At 73.1% G+C, this 20060-nt stretch carries 20 protein-coding genes; 3 read left to right on the top strand and 17 right to left on the bottom strand.

Annotation, left to right across the window (positions count from 1 at the left end):
• Position 1: 1 nt before the first annotated feature.
• The 5 genes from der to ACFYXV_RS20410 form a co-directional block, all read right to left on the bottom strand.
• A complete protein-coding gene (gene der, locus ACFYXV_RS20430) occupies positions 2–1462 on the bottom strand; it encodes a ribosome biogenesis GTPase Der (protein WP_385474071.1) in 1461 nt (486 codons plus the stop codon).
• A gap of 76 nt (positions 1463–1538) precedes the next feature.
• Positions 1539–2126 (bottom strand): lysophospholipid acyltransferase family protein, encoded by a 588-nt coding sequence (locus tag ACFYXV_RS20425; RefSeq protein ID WP_383349294.1) that lies wholly within the window; start codon positions 2124–2126, stop codon positions 1539–1541.
• Positions 2127–2182: 56 nt separating this feature from the next.
• The gene (cmk, locus tag ACFYXV_RS20420) at positions 2183–2881 is read right to left on the bottom strand and encodes a (d)CMP kinase (protein WP_385474069.1); all 699 of its coding nucleotides are present in this window, start codon (positions 2879–2881) and stop codon (positions 2183–2185) included.
• A 138-nt stretch (positions 2882–3019) separates the two neighbouring features.
• A complete protein-coding gene (locus ACFYXV_RS20415) occupies positions 3020–4108 on the bottom strand; it encodes a prephenate dehydrogenase (RefSeq protein ID WP_389383687.1) in 1089 nt (362 codons plus the stop codon).
• Positions 4109–4259: 151 nt separating this feature from the next.
• The gene (locus ACFYXV_RS20410; protein ID WP_385474065.1) at positions 4260–4712 is read right to left on the bottom strand and encodes a YidB family protein; all 453 of its coding nucleotides are present in this window, start codon (positions 4710–4712) and stop codon (positions 4260–4262) included.
• A gap of 107 nt (positions 4713–4819) precedes the next feature.
• Between ACFYXV_RS20410 and ACFYXV_RS20405 the strand changes: the two genes are divergently transcribed.
• The 3 genes from ACFYXV_RS20405 (at position 4820) to ACFYXV_RS20395 (ending at position 6453) form a co-directional block, all read left to right on the top strand.
• Entirely contained in the window at positions 4820–5161 is a 342-nt protein-coding gene (locus tag ACFYXV_RS20405; RefSeq protein ID WP_389383686.1) for a DUF952 domain-containing protein, read from the top strand.
• Between the two features lie 88 nt (positions 5162–5249).
• Entirely contained in the window at positions 5250–5723 is a 474-nt protein-coding gene (locus ACFYXV_RS20400; protein WP_385474063.1) for a Rieske (2Fe-2S) protein, read from the top strand.
• A 28-nt stretch (positions 5724–5751) separates the two neighbouring features.
• Complete coding sequence (locus tag ACFYXV_RS20395; protein ID WP_389383685.1) at positions 5752–6453, top strand: DNA polymerase beta superfamily protein; 702 nt, start codon at positions 5752–5754, stop codon at positions 6451–6453.
• Here the strand turns inward: ACFYXV_RS20395 and ACFYXV_RS20390 are convergent.
• The 12 genes from ACFYXV_RS20390 to ACFYXV_RS20335 form a co-directional block, all read right to left on the bottom strand.
• Positions 6442–7200, bottom strand: a complete 759-nt coding sequence (locus ACFYXV_RS20390) for a DNA polymerase beta superfamily protein (protein WP_389383684.1) — start codon at positions 7198–7200, stop codon at positions 6442–6444. The two genes, ACFYXV_RS20395 and ACFYXV_RS20390, sit on opposite strands and share 12 nt — an antisense overlap.
• Before the next feature lie 3 nt (positions 7201–7203).
• The gene (locus ACFYXV_RS20385) at positions 7204–8226 is read right to left on the bottom strand and encodes an ADP-ribosylglycohydrolase family protein (protein ID WP_385474079.1); all 1023 of its coding nucleotides are present in this window, start codon (positions 8224–8226) and stop codon (positions 7204–7206) included.
• An 8-nt stretch (positions 8227–8234) separates the two neighbouring features.
• Positions 8235–8969, bottom strand: a complete 735-nt coding sequence (locus ACFYXV_RS20380) for an NUDIX domain-containing protein (protein ID WP_389383683.1) — start codon at positions 8967–8969, stop codon at positions 8235–8237.
• The gene (locus ACFYXV_RS20375; RefSeq protein ID WP_389383682.1) at positions 8966–10054 is read right to left on the bottom strand and encodes an AAA family ATPase; all 1089 of its coding nucleotides are present in this window, start codon (positions 10052–10054) and stop codon (positions 8966–8968) included. The genes ACFYXV_RS20380 and ACFYXV_RS20375 overlap by 4 nt, the downstream gene beginning before the upstream one ends.
• A complete protein-coding gene (gene pnuC / locus ACFYXV_RS20370; RefSeq protein ID WP_385474053.1) occupies positions 10051–10650 on the bottom strand; it encodes a nicotinamide riboside transporter PnuC in 600 nt (199 codons plus the stop codon). The genes ACFYXV_RS20375 and pnuC overlap by 4 nt, the downstream gene beginning before the upstream one ends.
• Positions 10651–10776: 126 nt before the next feature.
• Positions 10777–12222, bottom strand: coding sequence for a pseudouridine synthase (locus tag ACFYXV_RS20365; protein WP_389383681.1), 1446 nt, complete (start codon positions 12220–12222; stop codon positions 10777–10779).
• Complete coding sequence (gene scpB, locus ACFYXV_RS20360) at positions 12222–12842, bottom strand: SMC-Scp complex subunit ScpB (protein ID WP_366102354.1); 621 nt, start codon at positions 12840–12842, stop codon at positions 12222–12224. The genes ACFYXV_RS20365 and scpB overlap by 1 nt, the downstream gene beginning before the upstream one ends.
• The gene (locus tag ACFYXV_RS20355; RefSeq protein WP_389383680.1) at positions 12839–13933 is read right to left on the bottom strand and encodes a segregation and condensation protein A; all 1095 of its coding nucleotides are present in this window, start codon (positions 13931–13933) and stop codon (positions 12839–12841) included. The genes scpB and ACFYXV_RS20355 overlap by 4 nt, the downstream gene beginning before the upstream one ends.
• Positions 13934–14732: 799 nt before the next feature.
• The gene (locus tag ACFYXV_RS20350) at positions 14733–15224 is read right to left on the bottom strand and encodes a hypothetical protein (RefSeq protein WP_389383679.1); all 492 of its coding nucleotides are present in this window, start codon (positions 15222–15224) and stop codon (positions 14733–14735) included.
• Positions 15209–16246, bottom strand: a complete 1038-nt coding sequence (locus ACFYXV_RS20345) for a ParA family protein (RefSeq protein WP_229340921.1) — start codon at positions 16244–16246, stop codon at positions 15209–15211. The genes ACFYXV_RS20350 and ACFYXV_RS20345 overlap by 16 nt, the downstream gene beginning before the upstream one ends.
• Positions 16247–16705: 459 nt before the next feature.
• Positions 16706–17821 carry an alanine dehydrogenase gene (ald, locus tag ACFYXV_RS20340; RefSeq protein ID WP_385474044.1) on the bottom strand — a complete coding sequence of 372 codons (1116 nt, stop codon included), beginning with the start codon at positions 17819–17821 and terminating at the stop codon, positions 16706–16708.
• 152 nt (positions 17822–17973) lie between these two features.
• Positions 17974–20043 carry a tetratricopeptide repeat protein gene (locus tag ACFYXV_RS20335; RefSeq protein WP_389383678.1) on the bottom strand — a complete coding sequence of 690 codons (2070 nt, stop codon included), beginning with the start codon at positions 20041–20043 and terminating at the stop codon, positions 17974–17976.
• Between the last annotated feature and the right edge of the window lie 17 nt (positions 20044–20060).

The raw sequence follows: 20060 nt of genomic DNA, 5'->3' as shown, positions 1-20060 counted from the left end.
CCTACTTCTTCTTGTACTGTGCGCCGCGCTTCTCGCGCACCCGCACGGAGATGTGGATCGGGGTCCCCTCGAAGCCGAACTCCTCGCGCAGGCGGCGCTCGATGAAGCGCCGGTAGCCGTGCTCCAGGAAGCCGGAGGCGAAGAGGACGAACCGCGGCGGCTTGCTCCCCGCCTGGGTGCCGAACAGGATGCGGGGCTGCTTGCCGCCGCGGATCGGGTGCGGGTGGGCCGCGACGACCTCGCCGAGGAAGGCGTTCAGCCGGCCGGTCGGGACGCGCGTCTCCCAGCCCGCGAGGGCCGTCTCGATCGCCGGGACCAGCTTCTCCATGTGGCGGCCGGTCAGCGCGGAGACGTTGACGCGCGGGGCCCAGGAGACCTGCTGCATCTCGGTCTCGATCTCGCGTTCGAGGTAGTAGCGGCGCTCCTCGTCGAGCTCGTCCCACTTGTTGTACGCGATCACGATCGCGCGCCCGGCGTCGACGGCCATCGTGATGATGCGCTGGTCCTGGACGCTGATCGTCTCGGTGGTGTCGATCAGGATGACCGCGACCTCCGCCTTCTCGACGGCGGCGGCCGTGCGCAGGGAGGCGTAGTAGTCGGCGCCCTGCTGGAGGTGCACCTTCTTGCGGATGCCCGCGGTGTCCACGAACTTCCAGGTGACGCCGCCGAGCTCGATCAGCTCGTCGACCGGGTCGCGGGTGGTGCCGGCCAGCTCGTTGACGACGACACGGTCCTCCTTCGCGACCTTGTTGAGCAGCGAGGACTTGCCGACGTTCGGACGGCCGATGAGCGCGATGCGCCGGGGGCCGCCCACCGGGGTGCCGCCGAAGGTCTGCTCGGGCGCCTCGGGCAGCGCCTCCAGGACGGCGTCGAGCATGTCGCCCGTACCGCGTCCGTGCAGCGAGGAGACCGGGTGCGGCTGGCCGAGGCCCAGGGACCACAGGGAGGCCGCGTCGGACTCGCCGCTCTGGCCGTCGACCTTGTTCGCGCACAGGACGACGGGCTTGCCGGCCCGGCGCAGCAGCTTGACGACGGCCTCGTCGCTGTCGGTGGCGCCGACCTTGGCGTCGACGACGAAGACGACCGCGTCGGCGGTCTCGATGGCGTACTCGGCCTGGGCGGCGACGGCGGCGTCGATGCCGAGGACGTCCTGCTCCCAGCCGCCGGTGTCGACGACCTTGAACCGGCGGCCGGCCCACTCGGCCTCGTACGTGACGCGGTCGCGGGTGACGCCCGGCTTGTCCTCGACGACCGCCTCGCGGCGGCCGATGATGCGGTTCACCAGGGTCGACTTGCCGACGTTGGGGCGGCCGACGACGGCGAGCACGGGCAGCGGCCCGTGGCCCGCCTCCGCGATCGCGCCCTCGACGTCGTCTACGTCGAAGCCTTCCTCCGCGGCGAGCTCCATGAACTCCGCGTACTCGGCATCGCCGAGCGCTCCGTGGTCGTGCTGGTCGTTCATGAAGTCCGTTCCTCGTCGTTCGTGGTGGTCGGTGGCACCCGCGCAGCGCGGGCACCACTACTGGGTCAAGTCTCGCTCAGCGCCCGGTGAGGCGCTTGGCGTCGGACAGGTGGGCGGTCAGCCTGCTCTGGATGCGCAGGGTGGCCTCGTCCAGGGCCGTACGGGTGCGGCGGCCGGTGCCGTCGCCCGCGTCGAACGCCGATCCGAAGACGACGTCGACCCTGCTCTTGAACGGCGGCAGTCCGCGGACCAGCCGCCCCTGGCGCTCGGTGCTCCCGAGCACGGCCACGGGCACGACGGGCGCGCCGCTGCGGACCGCGAAGTACGCGAGTCCGGCGCGCAGCGAGGCGAAGTCACCCTCGCCGCGCGTGCCCTCGGGGAAGATCCCCAGGGCTCCGCCGCCTTCGAGCACCGCGAGCGCCTTGCCGATCGCGCCCCGGTCCACGCCCGTACGGTCGACCTTGACCTGGCCGATCCCGTCCAGGAACGGGCCGAGCGGGCCGACGTACGCCTCCTTCTTGATGAGGAAGTGCAGCGGCCGCGGGGCGGTGCCCATGACCATCGGTCCGTCGATGTTGTGCGCGTGGTTCACGGCAAGGATGACAGGCCCCGAGGCGGGGACGCGCCAGGCGCCCAGTACGCGCGGCTTCCACAGCCCGTACATGAGGCCGATGCCGATCCGCCGGCCGAGCGCCGCACCCTTGAGGGAGGGCGTACCGCTCACTTGCGCCCCGCCCGCTTCTCTTCCACGAGCGTGACGACGCACTCGATCACCTGGCCGAGCGTGAGCTCGGTGGTGTCGACCTCCACGGCGTCGCCGGCCTTGGCCAGCGGGGAGGTCTTGCGGCCGGAGTCGGCGGCGTCGCGCTTGATCAGGGCTTCCCTGGTGGCCGCGAGGTCCGTGGCCTCCTTGCCGCGCAGCTCACCGCTGCGGCGCGCGGCGCGGGCCTCGGGGGACGCGGTCAGGAAGATCTTGAGGTCGGCGTCGGGCAGGACGGTGGTGCCGATGTCCCGTCCCTCGACGACGATCCCGCCCTCCGCCGAGGCGGCGATGGAGCGCTGGAGCTCGGTGATCAGGGTGCGCACCTCGGGGACGGCGCTGACGGCGCTGACCTTGGAGGTGACCTCCTGGGTGCGGATCGGGCCGGAGGCGTCCAGGCCGTCGACCGTGATGGTCGGCGCGGCCGGGTCCGTCCCGGAGACGATGCCCGGCTTGCCGGCCGCCACGGCGATCGCGTGCGGGTCGTCGGTGTCGATCCCGTTGGTGATCATCCACCAGGTGATGGCCCGGTACTGGGCACCGGTGTCCAGGTAGCGCAGCCCGAGCTTGGCGGCCACGGCCTTGGAGGTGCTGGACTTGCCCGTGCCGGAGGGACCGTCGATGGCGACGATCACGGCGGACGGAGCTGCGGTTTCCACGGTGCGGGCACCTTCCTGGTTGCGCGTACGTGTCCGGGCGCGCCAAAGCGCCCCTCCCCAAGGTTACCGGCCCCGGGCACGGGCGCCGCCCAGTACCGGGGAGTACCGCGGAGAAGGGGCTCCCGGCCGCTTCCGGGACTACTGCTGGCGCAGGGCCCAGCCGCGTTCGCGCAGCTCCGCCGTGAGGGAGGCGGCGGACCTCGGGTCGACCATGAGCTGGACCAGACCGGCTTGCTGGCCCGTGGCGTGCTCGATCCGTACGTCCTCGATGTTGACCCCGGCCCGCCCGGCGTCGGCGAAGATCCGCGCGAGCTCGCCCGGCTGGTCGCTGATCAGCACGGCGACCGTCTCGTACGCGACGGGCGCCGCGCCGTGCTTTCCCGGTACCCGGACCCGGCCCGCGTTGCCCCGCTTCAGGACGTCCTCGATGCCGGCCGCGCCGCCGCGCCGCTTCTCGACGTCCGCCGACTGGAGCCCGCGCAGCGCGTCGACCGTGGCCTCCAGGTCGGAGGCGATCCCGGCGAGGACGTCGGCCACCGGGCCCGGGTTCGCCGAGAGGATCTCCACCCACATCCGGGGATCGGAGGCGGCGATCCGGGTCACGTCCCGGATCCCCTGCCCGCACAGCCGCACCGCCGTCTCGTCGGCCTCTTCCAGGCGCGCCGCGACCATGCTGGACACGAGCTGCGGGGTGTGCGAGACGAGTGCGACCGCCCGGTCGTGCGCGTCGGCGTCCATGACCACCGGTACGGCCTTGCACAGGGCCACCAGCTCCAGCGCCAGGTTGAGCACCTCGTGGTCGGTGTCCCGGGTCGGGGTCAGCACCCAGGGCCGGCCCTCGAAGAGGTCGGCCGTCGCGGCGAGCGGGCCCGAGCGCTCCTTGCCGGCCATCGGGTGGGTCCCGATGTACGTCGTGACGTCCGCCCCGAGGGCCGTGAGCTCCCGGCGGGGGCCGCCCTTGACGCTGGCCACGTCCACGTACGCCCGGGCCACGCCGCGGCCGATCGCCTCGGCCAGCGTCGCGGCCACGTGGGCCGGCGGTACGGCCACGATCGCGAGGTCGACCTGGCCCTCGGGGGCCTCGTCGGTGCCGGCGCCGAGGGCGGCGGCCGTACGGGCCTGGGCGGGGTCGTGGTCGGCGAGGTGGACGGTGATCCCGCGGGCGGTCAGGGCGAGGGCCGCGGAGGTGCCGATCAGTCCGGTTCCGATGACGACGGCGGTTCTCACGGGGGCGCTCCAGGGATGCGGGTGACGACGGGTGGGTGACGGGTAACGGCAAGTCAGGCCCAGAGTAGCCAGCGCACACGGCGCGAGGGCCCGGCAGCCCGTCATGTGGGACGGCGGCCGGACCCTCGGCGCTGCTTTGCGTACGACGCTCCTAGAGGTTCTGCTGCCGGATGATGTCCTCGATCGACCCGCCGGGGATCGAGCCGCCCGGGCTCAGCTTGTCGACGGCCTGCGGCAGGGACCGCGCGATCTGGTCGGCCGCCTCCTCGGGGCTGATGCCCGTCTGTTGCGCGACCTCCCGCAGGGTGTCGTCCGGCAGCGCCTCGGTGATCTGGGCGCCGCTGACGGGTTCGTTGTCTCCCGTGCCGATCCAGGACTGCGCCTGGTCGGCGAGTCCGGACTTGGCGAGCATGTCCATCAGCCCGCCGAGCGGGTTGCCTCCGGCGGCCTGGGTGCCGGAGGCGCCGCCGCCCATGAGGGCGCCGAGCAGCGCGCCGAGGACGTTCCCGCCGCCGCCCGCCTGGCCGCCGCCTCCGCCGCCTCCGCCGCCTCCGCCGCCTCCGAGGAGGCCGCCCAGAAGGGACCCGAGGTCGTTACCCGTCATCGTCCATGCCTTTCGAGAGGGTGCGAGACACGGACAATGTCACCCGATCCACCCCATTCCGCCACTTGGTGCAACCGTACGGCGGGCGCTGGGGTAGAACGATCCGCATGATCTTCCACATCGTGCCGCTCGCCGACTGGACCGCCGCGCCCGAGCTCCCGTACGCCCCCGCCTCCCTCGACTCGGAGGGCTTCGTGCACTGTTCGGCGGACCGCCCGACCGTGCTCGCGATCGCGGACGCGCACTACCGCGAGGCACCGGGTCCACTGCTGGCCGTCGAGCTCGACGAGCGGGCCCTGACCTCGGAAGTCCGCCGCGAGGGCGCATCGGGCGGCCGCTACCCGCACGTCCACGGCCCGTTGGACCGGGCGGCCGTGGTCCGCGTCTGGGAGGTCGTGCGCACGCCGGGCTCCCCGGCGGAACTCGTCCCGTGGGAGCGGGGCTCCTGAACCGGGCGGCGCGGGGGCTTCTCCTGGGGCCCGGCAGGCGCCAGGATGCTGCTCGCCATCCCGGAGCGACCCGATCGAGGAGCACACCATGAGCGACCCCACGCCGACGGCACGCCGCACGGTACTGGCGGCAGGAGCGGCCGTCGCGCTGGCCGGCGGCACGCTCACCGCGTGCGGCGGCGAGGACAAGGGCCCCCGGAGCGAACCGGGCAGCCCCTCCACCCCGCAGGCCGCGGCCCCGTCCTCCCCGTCCTCCCCCGCGCCGGCAACGGGCAAGGCGCTCCTGAAGTCCTCCGCGGTACCGGTGGGCGGCGGCACGATCCTCAAGGACGAGAAGCTGGTGGTCACCCAGCCCACGGCCGGGTCCTTCCGCTGCTTCACGGCCGTGTGCACGCACCAGGGCTGCCTGGTGAACAAGGTGGTGGACGGCACCATCGACTGCCCCTGCCACGGCAGCAAGTTCCAGATCACCGACGGCGCGGTGACCCACGGCCCGGCGACGCGCCCGCTGGCGGAGAAGCAGATCACGGTGGCCCCGGACGGCGAGATCTCGCTCGCGTAGCCCGCCCGTCCCGGCCTACGCTCCCGGGATGAACGAGCAGACGACGCCCCCGGAAGCCCTCACCCTCGTACGCGACCACACGATCTACGCGTGCGTGATGGGGTCGCGGGCGTTCGGCCTGGCGACGGAGGCGAGCGACACCGACCGGCGCGGCGTCTACCTCGCCCCGACTCCGCTCTTCTGGCGCTTCGAGAAGCCGCCGACGCACGTGGAGGGACCGCGGGAGGAGGAGTTCTCCTGGGAGCTGGAGCGCTTCTGCGAACTCGCCCTGCGCGCCAACCCGAACATCCTGGAGTGCCTGCACTCCCCGCTGGTGGAACGGCTGACCCCGCAGGGCGAGGAACTCCTCTCCCTGCGGGGGGCCTTCCTGTCCCGCCGCGCGCACACCACCTTCACCCGCTACGCCATCTCCCAGCACGCCAAACTCCTCGCGGACGTCCGCGTCCACGGGGCCCCGCGCTGGAAGCACGCCATGCACCTGCTGCGACTGCTCCTGTCCTGCCGCGACCTCCTGCGCACGGGCCGCCTGACGATCGACGCCGCCGGGCACCGCGACCGTCTCCTCGCGGTCAAGCGCGGCGAGCTGACCTGGCCGGAGGTGGACGCCTGGATGACCCGCCTCCAGGAGGAGTCGGAGAAGGCCTTGGCCACCACGCCCCTCCCCCCGGAACCGGACCGGGCCCGCGTGGAGGACTTCCTCCTGCGCGCCCGGCGCACGTCAGCCGCGTAGGGTCCGCCGCCGGACGACGAACGCGTCGAGGGCGTCGTACGCCGACCCGTGCTCGGGAAGGGCGGAGCCCGCCCGGGCCGTCTCCAGCACCGCGTGCAGCGCCTCGAAGTCCTGCCGTACGCGGTCCGGGGCCGGGCCCTCGTAACCCCCGTGCTCGGCGGCGACCTTGGCCTCGATGAGCGAGGCGAGGTACGGGGGCGCCTCGGGCACCTCGGCCAGCAGGGTCGGCAGGTGCGCCTGCACCTCGGCCGACCGCATCAGGTGGATGCCGGTGAGCAGCGCCCTGAACGCGTAGAGCAGCGGCTTGAGCTCGGCGGCCTTCTCGAAGAGCCGCCACTGGGTGCCCGCGAACCCGCGGTAGTGGTGCGCGTGGTGGGAGGTCAGCACGCCCGGGGCCAGTGCGATCAGTTCCTCGTGCGCCGCCGTCGTGTGGACCACGAGGGGGGAGAGCACCTGCTCCAGGACGTAGCCGTTGCGGTTGAGCATCAGGCGGACGAACTTGCGCAGGTCGTGCGTGACGAGGTCCATCTCCACCCCGTCCCGGTCCCACATGCGGGTGCGGGTCTCCTCCGGCTCGCGCAGCCCCAGGAGGTCCTGCGCCGGGAGCAGGTGGGCCCCGCGCAGGTCGATGTCCGAGTCCCGGGAGGGGAAGCCGTACAGGTGGGCGCCCGACACCGTGGCGAAGAGCAGCGGGTCGGGCTGCTCCGCCACCACGGGGGTCAGGTCGATGCTCAGTGCGTCCAGCATGGATCAAGCATCCCAGAGGGCGCCGAAGGCCAGGAGTTCGTCCCGGTACTCGATGCGGCCCTCCCAGTCGCGGGGCCAGACCTCGGCGCCGAGGTGGGCGCCCGCGAAGGCGCCGGCCAGGCAGGCGATCGAGTCCGAGTCGCCCTTGGTGCAGGCCGCGCGGCGCAGGGCCGTCAGGGGCTCCTCCGGGAAGAGCAGGAAGCACTGGAGGGCCGTGGCGAGGGCCTCCTCCGCGATCCAGCCGTCGCCCGTCGTCAGGCACGGGTCCGTTTCCGGGGAGGGGGTCCGCAGGGCCGCCGCCAGGCGGTCCAGGACGGCGAGACAGTCGTCCCAGCCCCGGGCCATGAAGGACTCCGGGCCCGCGTCCGAGGCCGTGCGCATCCAGAGGTCGCCCAGCCAGCGCTCGTGGTAGCGCGTGCGGTTGTCGAGGGCGTACGAGCGCAGTTGCCCGACCAGGCCCGTCACCTCCGTGCCCCGCGCGAGGAGGTGGACCGCCCGCGCCGTCAGGTCGGAGGCCGCGAGGGCCGTCGGGTGGCCGTGGGTGAGGGCCGACTGGAGCTGGGCCGCGCCGGCGCGTTCCTCCTCCGTCCAGCCGGGGACCAGGCCCACCGGGACCACGCGCATGTTCGCCCCGCAGCCCTTCGAGCCGATCTGGCTGGCGTCGCGCCAGTCCCGGTCCGGTGCGTCGAGGAGGTGGCACGCCCGCAGGCAGGTGTTGCCCGGAGCCCTGTTGTTCTCCGGGGAGTGGTACCAGTCGACGAACTCCTCCCGGACCGGGCGGGTCAGGCTCAGCGGGCCCACGCGCCCGCGCTCCGCCGCCGTCCGTATGCCGCGTGCCAGGGCCAGCGTCATCTGGGTGTCGTCCGTGACGATCGCCGGGCTCGGCAGCCGCATCTCGCGCCACGGTCCGGTCTTCGCCAGGATCGACGGGACGTCGTTGAACTCGGTGGGAAAGCCCAGCGCGTCGCCCAGGGCGAGGCCGAGGAGGGCTCCGGTCGCCGCCCGCTTCTTCGGGGCCGGGGTCATGTCGGGTGTCACTTCGCGTGTCCTTCCGTGGGGCGGAGCAGGGGCGGGTGCAGGGCGGTCGCCGGGCCCGCCCGGTACAGCGCGGCCGGCTTCCCGCGTCCTCCGGTCAGGCGGGCCGCGCCCGGCACGGCCTCGACGAAGCCGGGCGTCGCCAGCACCTTGCGGCGGAAGTTGGGCCGGTCCAGGGCGGTGCCCCAGACGGTCTCGTAGACGGACTGGAGCTCCCCGAGGGTGAATTCGGGCGGGCAGAACCCCGTGGCCAGGCAGGTGTACTCCAGTTTCGCGCCCACCCGGGAGCGGGCGTCCGCCAGGATCAGCGCATGGTCGAAGGCCAGACCGGCCGCCTCCCCCACCGGCACCCAGCGCGCCCGGTCCGCGTCCCCGCCGCCCTCCGCCGCCGGCTCCGGCATGTCCGGGACCAGTGCGGTGAAGGCCACCGAGACCACCCGCATCCGCGGATCGCGGTCCGGATCGCTGTACGTGCGCAGCTGCTCCAGGTGCAGCGCGGCGACGACCGTCCGCGACAGGCCGGTCTCCTCGGCCAGTTCCCGGCGGGCCGCGGTCTCCGCGGACTCCCTCGGCAGGACGAAGCCGCCGGGCAGCGCCCAGGCCCCCTCGTACGGGTCCTGCCCGCGCCGGATCAGCAGGACGTGCAGCGCCCCGCCCCGGACGGTGAACACCGCCAGGTCCACCGTCACCGCGAACGGCTCGAACGCCCGCGGGTCGTAGGCCGCCGCGGTCATCGGTGCTCCGGCAGCGGGTCCGCGAACTGCCAGCCGCCGGCGAGCAGCGCGTCGACGGCTTCGACGGCCTGCGCCAGCCGCGCCTCGCGGTCGCCGCGCACGACCAGGAAGCGCCTGCCGGTGCCGGTGAGTTCCGCGCGGAACCGGTCCGTCATCCACGGCCTCAGGTGCTCGCCGTCGCGCAGCCCGTCGTCCTCGAACGGCACGTCCGCGTGGTCCGTCAGCAGGTAGAGGTCCCGGTGCGTCAGCGCGGCGATCTTCTCGACCTCCTCGCTGCGGGCGCCCGTGTAGCGCTCGTGCCAGATGCCGGTCGCGAAGGAGTCGGTGTCGCAGATCAGCACCGGTGAACCCGCCCGGGCCGCCCGCTCCTCCTCCGCGTCCTGCCGCCGCGCGATCACCGGGAACTCCTCGGACGTGAAGGACACGGCCTCCCAGGTGGCCGACGGGTCCGCCGCCCGCGCCGCCGCCAGCTTCTCCTCGCTGTACGTGCGCCCGTACTCGGCGACCCAGCCCGTCGCGGCCCACACCCCGCCGCGCGCCCGGTAGTGCGCGGCGAGCGCCCGCGACAGGGTCGTCGTACCGGTCGATTCGGCGCCGAGCACGACGATCCGCCGGGTCAGGGCCGCCCGTACGCCCGGTCCCAGGAACTCCCAGTTCCCGGCGGGGTCCGCCCGTACCGCCGTGCCCGAGACGGGATAGCGGGCGCGCCGCGGGTCCACGCAGACCTCCTCGGCCCCGAATCGCCGGGCGAGCTCCGCCCCGTACTCCTCCGACGTGAACACGGCGTCGACGCGCTCCGGCACCGCGCCCCGGAAGACCGCCATGTGCGCCTCCCAGACCGCCGGGTCGTGCAGGTCGACCGGGATGTCGTCGACCGCTCCGACGACCTCCGCCCCCGGGTGCGCCTCGCGCATCCACGCCACGCGGTCGGCGAGCGGCACCGACTCCACGGAGGCCGCGCACACCAGCACGGTCAGCCGCTCGCACCGCTCCTGGGCGGTGCGCACCAGATGGTGGTGGCCGGCGTGCGGCGGGTAGAACTTGCCGAGGACCAGCCCGTGGGCGTGGCGCTTGGCGGCGCTCATGCCGCGGCCCCCGAAACCGCCGTGCGGGAGCCGCCCGCCGGGAGCGTGCGCCGCCAGCCGAGCAGGCCGACCACGCAGAGCGCGAGGAAGCCCGCGTACAGGGCCGAGGTCAGGTACAGCCCCTTGTAGGCGTAGAGCGGGATGTAGACGAGGTCGGCGGCGATCCACAGCCACCAGGACTCGACCAGCTTGCGGCACTGGCCGTACGTGGCCATGAGCGAGAGCCCGGTGGTCAGCGCGTCCCAGAACGGGACGGTGGAGTCGGTGACCCGGCCCAGCAGGAGCGTGAGCCCGAGCACCCCCACCGCCCCCGCCGCGGCCAGCACGGCCCATTCGGTGCGCGTGGTGCGGCGCACCGGCAGGGCCTCGGCGGTTCCTGGTCCACCCCCGTGGGTCCAGGACCACCAGCCGTACGCGGCGAGGGCGATGAAGACGATCTGGAGCCCGGCGTCGGCGTACAGGCCGGACCGGGCGAAGAGCACGATGAAGAAGACGTTGTTGGCGATGCCGATGGGCCAGTTCGCCACGTGCTGCCGGGCGACGAGCCAGACGCACAGGGCTCCGGTGGCGAAGCCCAGGATTTCGGTCCAGCTCATGACGCCCGACCCCCTCGTTCTTTAATAGTCATGTTGACTATAAACAGGGGGGCGGGTCCCTGACAAGCGAAAAGCCCGCAGTGCCACGTGGGCACTGCGGGCTTCTCCCAGCCGGTGGGCAAGGGGTTACAGACCGACCTCGCGCATGAGCATGCCGACCTCGGTGTTGGTCAGGCGGCGCAGCCAGCCGGACTTCTGGTCTCCCAGCTCGATCGGGCCGAAGGAGGTCCGGACCAGCTTCTCGACCGGGAAGCCGGCCTCGGCCAGCATGCGGCGGACGATGTGCTTGCGGCCCTCGTGGAGGGTCACCTCGACCAGGTAGTTCTTGCCGACCTGGTCGACGACGCGGAAGTGGTCGGCGCGGGCGTACCCGTCCTCCAGCTCGATGCCGTCCTTGAGCTTCTTGCCGATGTCGCGCGGCAGCGGGCCGGTGATCGCGGCGACGTACGTCTTCTTCACGCCGTACTTCGGGTGCGTGAGGCGATGGGCCAGCTCACCGTGGTTGGTGAGGAGGATGATGCCCTCGGTCTCCGTGTCGAGCCGGCCGACGTGGAAGAGCCGGGTCTCACGGTTGGTGACGTAGTCGCCGAGGCACTGGCGGCCGTCCGGGTCCTCCATGGTGGAGACGACGCCGGCGGGCTTGTTCAGGGCGAAGAACAGGTACGACTGGGTGGCGACCGTCAGGCCGTCCACCTTGATCTCGTCCTTCGGCTGGACGCGCTTGCCCTGCTCCAGCACGATCTCGCCGTTGACCTCGACGCGGGCCTGCTCGATGAGCTCCTCGCACGCGCGGCGCGAACCCATGCCGGCACGGGCGAGCACCTTCTGCAGGCGCTCGCCTTCCTCCTCGGCGCCCGGGAAGGTCTTCGGGGTCTTGATCACGGGCTTGTCGGCGTACCGGTCGCGCACGCGCTCCTCGATCCGCGCGTCCAGCTCGCGGGGACGGGACTGGCCGCTGCGGCTGCCGGGGCCGCGGCGCGGGCCGCCGGCCCCGCCGATGCCGGGGGTCTTGGAGGTGCGGGGACCGCCCTTGGCGCCACCGCGCGCCGCGTCACCGCGGGCACCGCCGCGGTTGCCGTCGGCCGCGCCGCGGGCACCGCCGCCACCGGCCTTGGCACCGCCGCGGCCGTTGCGCTCGCCCTCGGGGCCGACGTCGTAGCGGCGCTCCTCGGGGCGGGGGTTGCGGATGCGGGGCGCGGGCTCGCGGTCGCGGTCGGAGCCGCCGCCCTGGTAGCCGCCGCCGGAGCTGCCACCGCGGGAGCCGCCCTGGTAGCCACCGCCGGAGCTGCCGCCGCGGGAACCGCCCTGGTAGCCACCGCCCGAGCTGCCACCGCGGGAGCCACCCTGGTAGCCACCGCCCGAGCTGCCACCGCGGGAGCCACCCTGGTAGCCACCGCCCGAGCTGCCGCCGCGGGAGCCGCCTCCCGAGCCGCTGCCACCGCCGGAGCCGCCACCGCGGTAGCCACCACCGCCGCCGCTGGAGCTGCCGCCGCGGGAGTTACCACGCCCGCCGCCGCCACCGCCGCCGCTGTTCCTGTTGCCGCCACCGTTGCCGTTGCCGCTGCTTCGCATCAAAGTTCCGTCGTCTTGTCGTCTTCATCGGTATCCGGTGCATCCGGATCGAACGACGGAACACCCTCTTGCGTATCGGCTTCGATCGCGTCCGCCTCGGGGAGGAAGGGCGCGAGCTCCGGGAGCTCGTCCAGGCCGCGCAGGCCCATCCGCTCCAGAAAGTAGTTCGTCGTCCTGTACAGGATCGCACCTGTTTCGGGTTCCGTGCCCGCCTCGGCCACCAGACCCCGCTGGAGCAGGGTCCGCATGACCCCGTCACAGTTCACTCCGCGGACCGCCGAGACCCGCGATCGGCTCACCGGCTGGCGGTACGCGACCACCGCCAGGGTCTCCAGCGCCGCCTGGGTCAGCCGGGCCTGCTGGCCGTCCAGTACGAAGCGCTCGACGGCGGCCGAGTACTCCGCCCGGGTGTAGAAGCGCCAGCCGCCGGCGACGAGCCGCAGCTCGAAGCCGCGCCCCTGGACGGTGTACTCGTCCGCCAGCTCGCGCAGGGCGTCCGCGACCTCGCGCGGGGCGCGGTCCAGCACCTTGGCGAGGTGCGCCTCGGTCGCGGGCTCGTCCACGACCATGAGGACGGCCTCCAGGGCGGGCTTCAGCGCGAGCCCGGCCACGTCGCTCATTCCTTGACCTCCACGATCCGGTCGAACTCGTCGGTGACGGTCGGCATCCCGTCGCCGTCCCCGCCGCTCCAGCGGACGGTCAGTGTCTTCAGGGCCTCCTCCTGGTCGAGGACCACCGCCTTCTCGCGGTAGAGCTCCAGCAGGGCCAGGAAGCGCGCGACGACGGTGAGGGTGTCCCCGGCGTCCTCCGTGAGCTCCTGGAAGGTGGCCTCGCCGCGCGCCTTGAGCAGAGCGACCACGAGAGCGGCCTGCTCCCGCACGCTGACGAGCGGGGCGTGGATGTGGTCGACGTACACCTGGGGCTTGGCCCTGGGCTGCATGGCCTTGACCGCCAGCCGGGCGAACCCCTCGGCGCCGATGCTGATGACGACCTCGGGCAGGAGCTCGGCGTGGTGGTCCTCCAGGCCGACGGTGCGCGGGTAGCGGCGGCCCTCGCTCTCGGCCCGCCGCTCGAAGATCTCGGCGATCTGTTTGTACGCGCGGTACTGGAGCAGCCGCGCGAAGAGCAGGTCGCGGGCCTCCAGGAGGGCGAGGTCGGCCTCGTCCTCGACCTCGGCGGCGGGCAGCAGCCGGGCGGCCTTGAGGTCGAGCAGGGTCGCGGCGACCACGAGGAACTCGGTGGTCTGGTCGAGGTCCCAGTCGGGCCCCATGGCGCGGATGTGCGCCATGAACTCGTCGGTGACCTTGGAGAGGGCGACCTCGGTGACGTCGAGCTTGTGCCGGGAGATCAGCTGGAGCAGCAGGTCGAAGGGCCCCTCGAAGTTGGCCAGCCGCAGCGTGAACCGCCCGCCGGCCTCGCCGGAACCGCCCCCCGCCGCCCCGGAGGCCACAGGAGCCTCGCGAGGCGCCTCCGGGGCCCCTTCGGCCGCTCCGGCCCCCTCGGCGGCCTCCCGGGCCACCTCGGGGGGCGTACGGGGCTCAGCGGGCGCGTCAGCGGCCTCGGGGGGCAGGTCGGGCTCCTCGCCCGGTCCGCCCGCCGCGGACCCCTCAGGGGGCACGTGAGCGTCTCGGGGCTCGGACTCGGCCCGGGCACCGGGCCCGCGCCCGAGACTGCGGCGGGCGGGGCGGCCGGGATCGGCGGGAAGGGGCATCGGGGTCCAAGGCGGTACGGAAGCGGTGTGGGTCGGCCGGAGCCAGCCCCAAGGCTGCCACGCCCGGCCCGCCTCCCTCCCCCGGACCCGCCCGGGGGACGGAAGCGGCGGGGTGGCGGAATCGGAAGGTCAACCGGCGCAGCGGGCCGGCTGCCGCCGGGGGCGAGGTCGACGACCGGGGCAGCGGGGGCGGCGGAAGACGCCGGGGCGGAAGCGTGAAGTCGGCCGGCGGAGGCGGGGGCGGCTGCCACCGGGGCCGAGTCGGAAGGTCGGCCGGCGGAGGCGGGGGCAGGAGACGCGCGATCGGGGGCGGGAAATCCGCACCGGGACGCGGTCAAGGCAGGCCCGGCGCCCGCCCTCCCCGTCTTCCGACCGCCCGTCACGGGCCCTCCTGCCGCCTGTGCCACCGGTCACCACGGGCAGGAGGGTCCACCGGCCCGAGATCCCCGCCAGGTCGGCATCAGCCACCGTCACAAGCGACCGCAAACGACGCGTCGCAGGGCGGGCCCACGGGACGGGACGACGGACAGGGCGTCGTAAGAGGCGGGGAAGACGACTCGCAGGCCGCGTCCGGCATCAGGCCCGGCAGGCAGGGGCGGCTTCGGGCCTGCCCGCGGAATCACGCCCCGCACTCCACCCACACCGCCCGACCGGAGCCACCGCCATCACCCGCCACAACCGGCAACCGCCGACCCGCGCCCCGGCACCGCCAAAGGCCATGCGCCCGGCGCAACCGGCGGGCACCGCCCCGGCACCGCCAAAGGCCATGCGCCCGGCACCCCCGCCGCCGGTCAGGCGGTCAGCGGCCGCGGAGTCTGCGGACCAGGATGCTCGCGTCGCCGCGGGATTCCAGGTCCGCGAGCACGACCGCCACCGCCTCGCGGACGATGCGGCCGCGGTCCACGGCCAGGCCGTGCTCGCCGCGCAGCACCAGCCGCGCGTGCTCCAGATCCATGAGCTCCTCGGCGGAGACGTAGACCGTGATCTTCTCGTCGTGCCGTTCGCGCCCGCTGGGCCGGCGGTTCGCCCCGCGGCCCTGGCCCTTGCCCCGCCGGGGCTCCGGGCTGACAGAACCTTCCTGCGGGCGCCGGGGTGCGACCACCGATTCCGGCCCGGCCGCCGTCGCCTCCCGGCTGCGGCCCTCGCCCGCCGTGCCCTCGGCCGACGCCGCCGCGTGCTCCCCGGCGGTCGACTCCTCCGGGCCGCGCCTCGGCGAGGACGCCTGGAGCGCCATCCCACCGGTCGTACGGAACAGTTCGTCGGCTCCGGGCAGACTCACTCGGCGTGACACCGGGCGAGCACCTCCCTGGCCAGCTGGCGATAGGCGGCGGCCCCGACGGAGTTGGAGGCGTACGTGGTGATGGGCTCACCGGCGACGGTGGTCTCCGGGAAGCGCACCGTACGGCCGATGACCGTGTGGTAGACGTGGTCGTCGAAGGCCTCGACGACGCGCGCCAGCACCTCGCGGCTGTGCACCGTACGGGAGTCGTACATCGTGGCGAGGATGCCGTCGAGCTCCAGCTCCGGGTTGAGCCGCTCCTGCACCTTCTCGATGGTCTCGGTCAGCAGTGCCACTCCGCGCAGTGCGAAGAACTCGCACTCCAGCGGCACGATGACCTTGTGAGCCGCCGTCAGGGCGTTCACGGTCAGCAGGCCGAGCGAGGGCTGACAGTCGATCACGATGTAGTCGTAGTCGGCCATCAGCGGCTTGAGCGCCCGCTGCAGCGTCGACTCTCTCGCGACCTCGCTGACCAACTGCACTTCGGCGGCCGACAGGTCGATGTTGCTCGGCAGCAGGTCCATGTTCGGAACCGCGGTCTTGAGCAGCACCTCGTCGGCCGACATCCCCCGCTCCATGAGCAGGTTGTAGACCGTCAGGTCGAGTTCCATCGGGTTCACGCCGAGGCCCACGGACAGCGCGCCCTGCGGGTCGAAGTCGACGAGCAGCACGCGGCGCCCGTACTCGGCGAGCGCGGCACCCAGGTTGATGGTCGACGTGGTCTTGCCCACGCCGCCCTTCTGGTTGCACATCGCGATGATCTTCGCCGGACCGTGGTCGGTCAGCGGACCCGGGATGGGGAAGTACGGCAGCGGCCGTCCGGTCGGGCCGATCCGCTCCCGGCGCTGACGGGCAGCGTCGGGGGCGAGGGTGGCCGCGTACTCGGGGTCGGGCTCGTACTCCGCGTCCGGGTCGTAGAAGTGCCCTTCGGGCACGTTTTCGTAGTCGGCGAAACCCACGGGCTTTTCGCCGCTCAGGTCGCCGGCCCTGGAGTTCACGTCTAGGCCGTCCATGCTCTTTTGGGGCGTCGTCATGTGCTGGTGGTTTGCGAAGGTGCGGACCGCGACGGAGCCGACCGCTTCGAGCCCGCCGGATCCTTGGCCCCGGTCTGGCGTCCCCGCTCGACCACCTCCGGGAGCAAATGTCGACTCATTCACAAGTCGTCTTACCTCCTCGGACGTGACCAGGACACTTATCGATAGGTCAGCGTGGCACCATGCCGACGGTTGGCGACTCTATGGCGTGTCACCACTCAGCGGCAACACAATCCGTCGGACCGGCAACGATGTGTCGGCAAGCGAACACCACTCTGTCAAGGGCGTCCGGGCCGTCGCCGGGAAGTTTCGCAGGTGTGCGAAAGGGTTAAAGGGTTACGTTCGAGGCGAGTTGAGCCGTGCCCGTGCGCACCCCGCATACGCCTCCGGCCGGACCTTGGGGGCAAGGTCCGGCCGGATACGTGAGATTGACGTCAGTCGTTGACGGGGTCTGACCGATCAGCCGAGCAGCGTGCTCAGCTCAAGGGTCGGCAGGCCGTGCGCCTCGGCGACCGGACCGTAAACGACCTGGCCGTCATGGGTGTTGAGGCCCAGCGCGAGCGCGGGGTCACGGCGCAGCGCCTCGGCCCAGCCGAGGTTCGCGAGCTGCACGATGTAGGGCAGCGTGGCGTTGGTCAGCGCGTAGGTGGAGGTGTTCGGCACCGCGCCCGGCATGTTGGCGACGCAGTAGAAGACCGAGTTGTGGACCTGGAAGGTCGGCTCGGCGTGGGTGGTCGGACGGGAGTCCTCGAAGCAGCCGCCCTGGTCGATCGCAATGTCGACAAGGACACTTCCGGGCTTCATCTTGGCGACGAGCTCGTTGGTGACCAGCTTCGGGGCCTTCGCACCCGGGATGAGCACGGCACCGATGACGAGGTCGGCCTCGACGACGGCCTTCTCCAGCTCGAAGGCGTTGGAGACGATCGTCTTGATCTTCGTGCCGAAGATCTTGTCGGCCTCGCGGAGCTTGTTGATGTCGCGGTCGAGCAGGGTCACGTGGAAGCCCATGCCGATGGCGATCTGCGCGGCGTTCCAGCCGGAGACGCCGCCGCCGATGACCACGCACTCGCCGGCGTGGGTACCGGGGACGCCGCCGGGGAGCACGCCGCGGCCGCCGGCCGAGCGCATCAGGTGGTAGGCGCCGACCTGCGGGGCCAGGCGGCCCGCGACCTCGGACATCGGGGCGAGCAGCGGGAGCGCGCGGTTCGCGAGCTCGACCGTCTCGTACGCGATGGCGGTGGTGCCGGACTCCAGGAGGGCGTCCGTGCACTCGCGGGAGGCCGCGAGGTGCAGGTAGGTGAAGAGGGTCTGGTCCTTGCGGAGGCGGTGGTACTCCTCGGCGATGGGCTCCTTGACCTTCAGCAGGAGGTCGGCGGTCGCCCAGACCTCGTCCGCCGTACCGAGGATCTCGGCGCCGGCCGAGACGTACTCGGCGTCCGTGATCGAGGAGCCGACACCGGCGTTCTGCTCGACGAAGACCTGGTGGCCGTTGCGGACCAGCTCATGCACGCCGGCGGGCGTGATGGCGACCCGGAACTCGTTGTTCTTGACCTCGCGGGGGATGCCGACCTTCATCGTCGATCACGGTCCTTGGCTCAGGGGATTTTTCGGGGCACTTCCATACATACCCGCCCACAAGAACGCGCAACGGGATGCACCACGGGATGTCGTGGTGAAGCCAGTCTAATGAAGGACGACGCGCTGTCTAGCCTTGCAAACCAATAATCTCAGTCGGAACCACTGCGGATTTCGCAGGCTGCGGGGTCATCTCCCAGCAATCTGTCGGCTGCGGACCGGTGCAGCCTGGCAGCCGCGGGGTCGCCCAGCCGGTCGAGGGTGTCGGCGAGGCGCACCTGGAGCGCGGCCTGAAGCCGCAGGTCTGCGGCCCGGCGCGCGAGCTCCACCGCCTCGCGGCAGGTGTGCAGCGATTCCTCCGGCCTTCCGGCGTACTCCTGGATCCGCGCCATCTCGCTCAACGCCTTTGCCTGGCCCGGCACATCGGCCAGCTTCCGGTACCCAGCGGCGGCGGCCCGCCAGCTGCGCAGGGCGTCCCCGTAGCGGCCCGCGTAGGTGTGCACGTTGCCGAGCCGTCCGTACAGCCGGGCCTCGTCCGCCCGCTCCCCGCGCGCGAGGGCCTGGGACAGGGCCCGGCCGAACCAGTCGGCGGCCCGGTGCCAGTCCGCCAGCTCCTGGTAGGCGCCGCCTACGGATTCCATCGCGCGGCCCGTCGCGTACGGGTCGTTCGCGGCGCGTCCCGCGTCCAGTGCGGCCCGGTAGCGCTCCAGCGCCTCCTGGGTGCGGCCGGTCTCGGCGTCCAGGTCGGCCAGGTTCAGCAGGGCCGCGGCCTGCTCGCGGTGCAGGTCGCGGCGGACCGCCACGTCCAGGACCAGGCGGTGCAGCCCGTACAGCTCGGGGGCGGCGGCCGCGGTGCCGCGGTGCTCGGCGAGGGCCCGTACGAGCGCCGCGACCAGCCGGCGGGCCAGGGTGTCCAGCCCGCCGTCGGCCACGGCCAGGGTGGCGGCCGCGGAGAGCGCGGGCAGCCTGGTGTCGAGCCAGGTGGCGGCGGCGCGCCGGTCGGGGAAGCGCAGTGCGCGCGGCAGCCCGTCCAGCCTCTCGCGCAGGTCCGTCCCCGCCGCCCCGTCCGCCCCGTGGTCATCGGGCTCGGCCATGACCCGGCAGGAGTGCAGCAGGCGTACGGTGCGCTCCAGCATCCGGGCCCGGGCCAGCTCGACCTCGCCGGCCCGCTCCTTGGCCTCCAGCAGGGCCTGGAGCAGCGGTACGAGGCAGCCGGGGAGCTGGAAGAGCCCGTCGGAGGCATGGCGCAGGAGACCCAGCCCGGCGAAGTCGTCCAGGGTGGACTGGGCGGCGGCCACGGAGCAGCCGGCGAGGGCGGAGGCGGTGTGCGAGTCGACGATCCCGGCGGGCGCCAGGGGCAGCAAGCGGAGGGTGCGCTGGGCGGGCTGCGGGAGGGACTCGTAGACGAGCCGGAAGCCGCGGCCGAGCGGCCCGCCGGCGCCGGACGGCATGTCGTGCAGCTGCTTGGCCACGTCGGAGACGGCGGCCTTGGGGTGCGCGGCGAGCCAGCCGCCGACCAGGGCCAGTGCGGCGGGCTGGCCCCCGCACGCCTCGGCGAGGTCCTCGGCGGCGCGGGGGTCGACGGTGATCCGGGTGTCCCCGATGCGCTGGACCAGCATCTGGACCGCGGAGGGGGTGTCGAGCCCGCCGAGGGTGCAGGGGCGGACATCCGGAATCCCGGTGAGCGGCCCCTCGGCGGTGATGACGACGAGGCATTCGGGGGTGTCCGGCAGCAGGGCGTCGACCTGGTACGGGTCGGCGGCGTCGTCGACGAGCAGGATCGCCTTGCGGTGGGCGAGGGCCGCGCGCAGGGCGGAGCTGAGCTCGTCCTCGGCGGCGCCGGGGGGCGTGGGCTCCCCGAGCCCCTCCAGCAGGGTCCGGATCGCCCGCTCGGTCGTGACGGCCTGCCCGCCGGGCGAGCTGAGGCGGGTGCGCAGGACCCCGTCGGGATAGTCCTCGCCGACCTCGCGCACGAAGGCCTCGGCGAGGGCGGTGCGCCCCGACCCGGGGCGCCCGGCGACGAGGAGCACGCGCGCCCTGGGGGACTTGGCCTTGCGTCCCGAGAGGGTGTCGAGCCCGGTCCGTGCGATGTCCTCGCGCAGCTCCTTGAGCTCACGCCGCCGCCCGACGAAATCCGTCACGGATCCGCTCCTCTCCCTGCCTTCGGGTTGCGAGCGTAGTTCACGCAGAGCGACGACCCGTGTGGAGCGCGGCGGACACATCGCCCAATCGGATCAGC

Source organism: Streptomyces sp. NPDC002181 (genome assembly GCF_042890485.1).
Lineage (GTDB): Bacteria > Actinomycetota > Actinomycetes > Streptomycetales > Streptomycetaceae > Streptomyces.
Note: the sequence above shows the minus strand (reverse complement) of the source record. Positions and strands in the feature narration are given on the sequence as shown.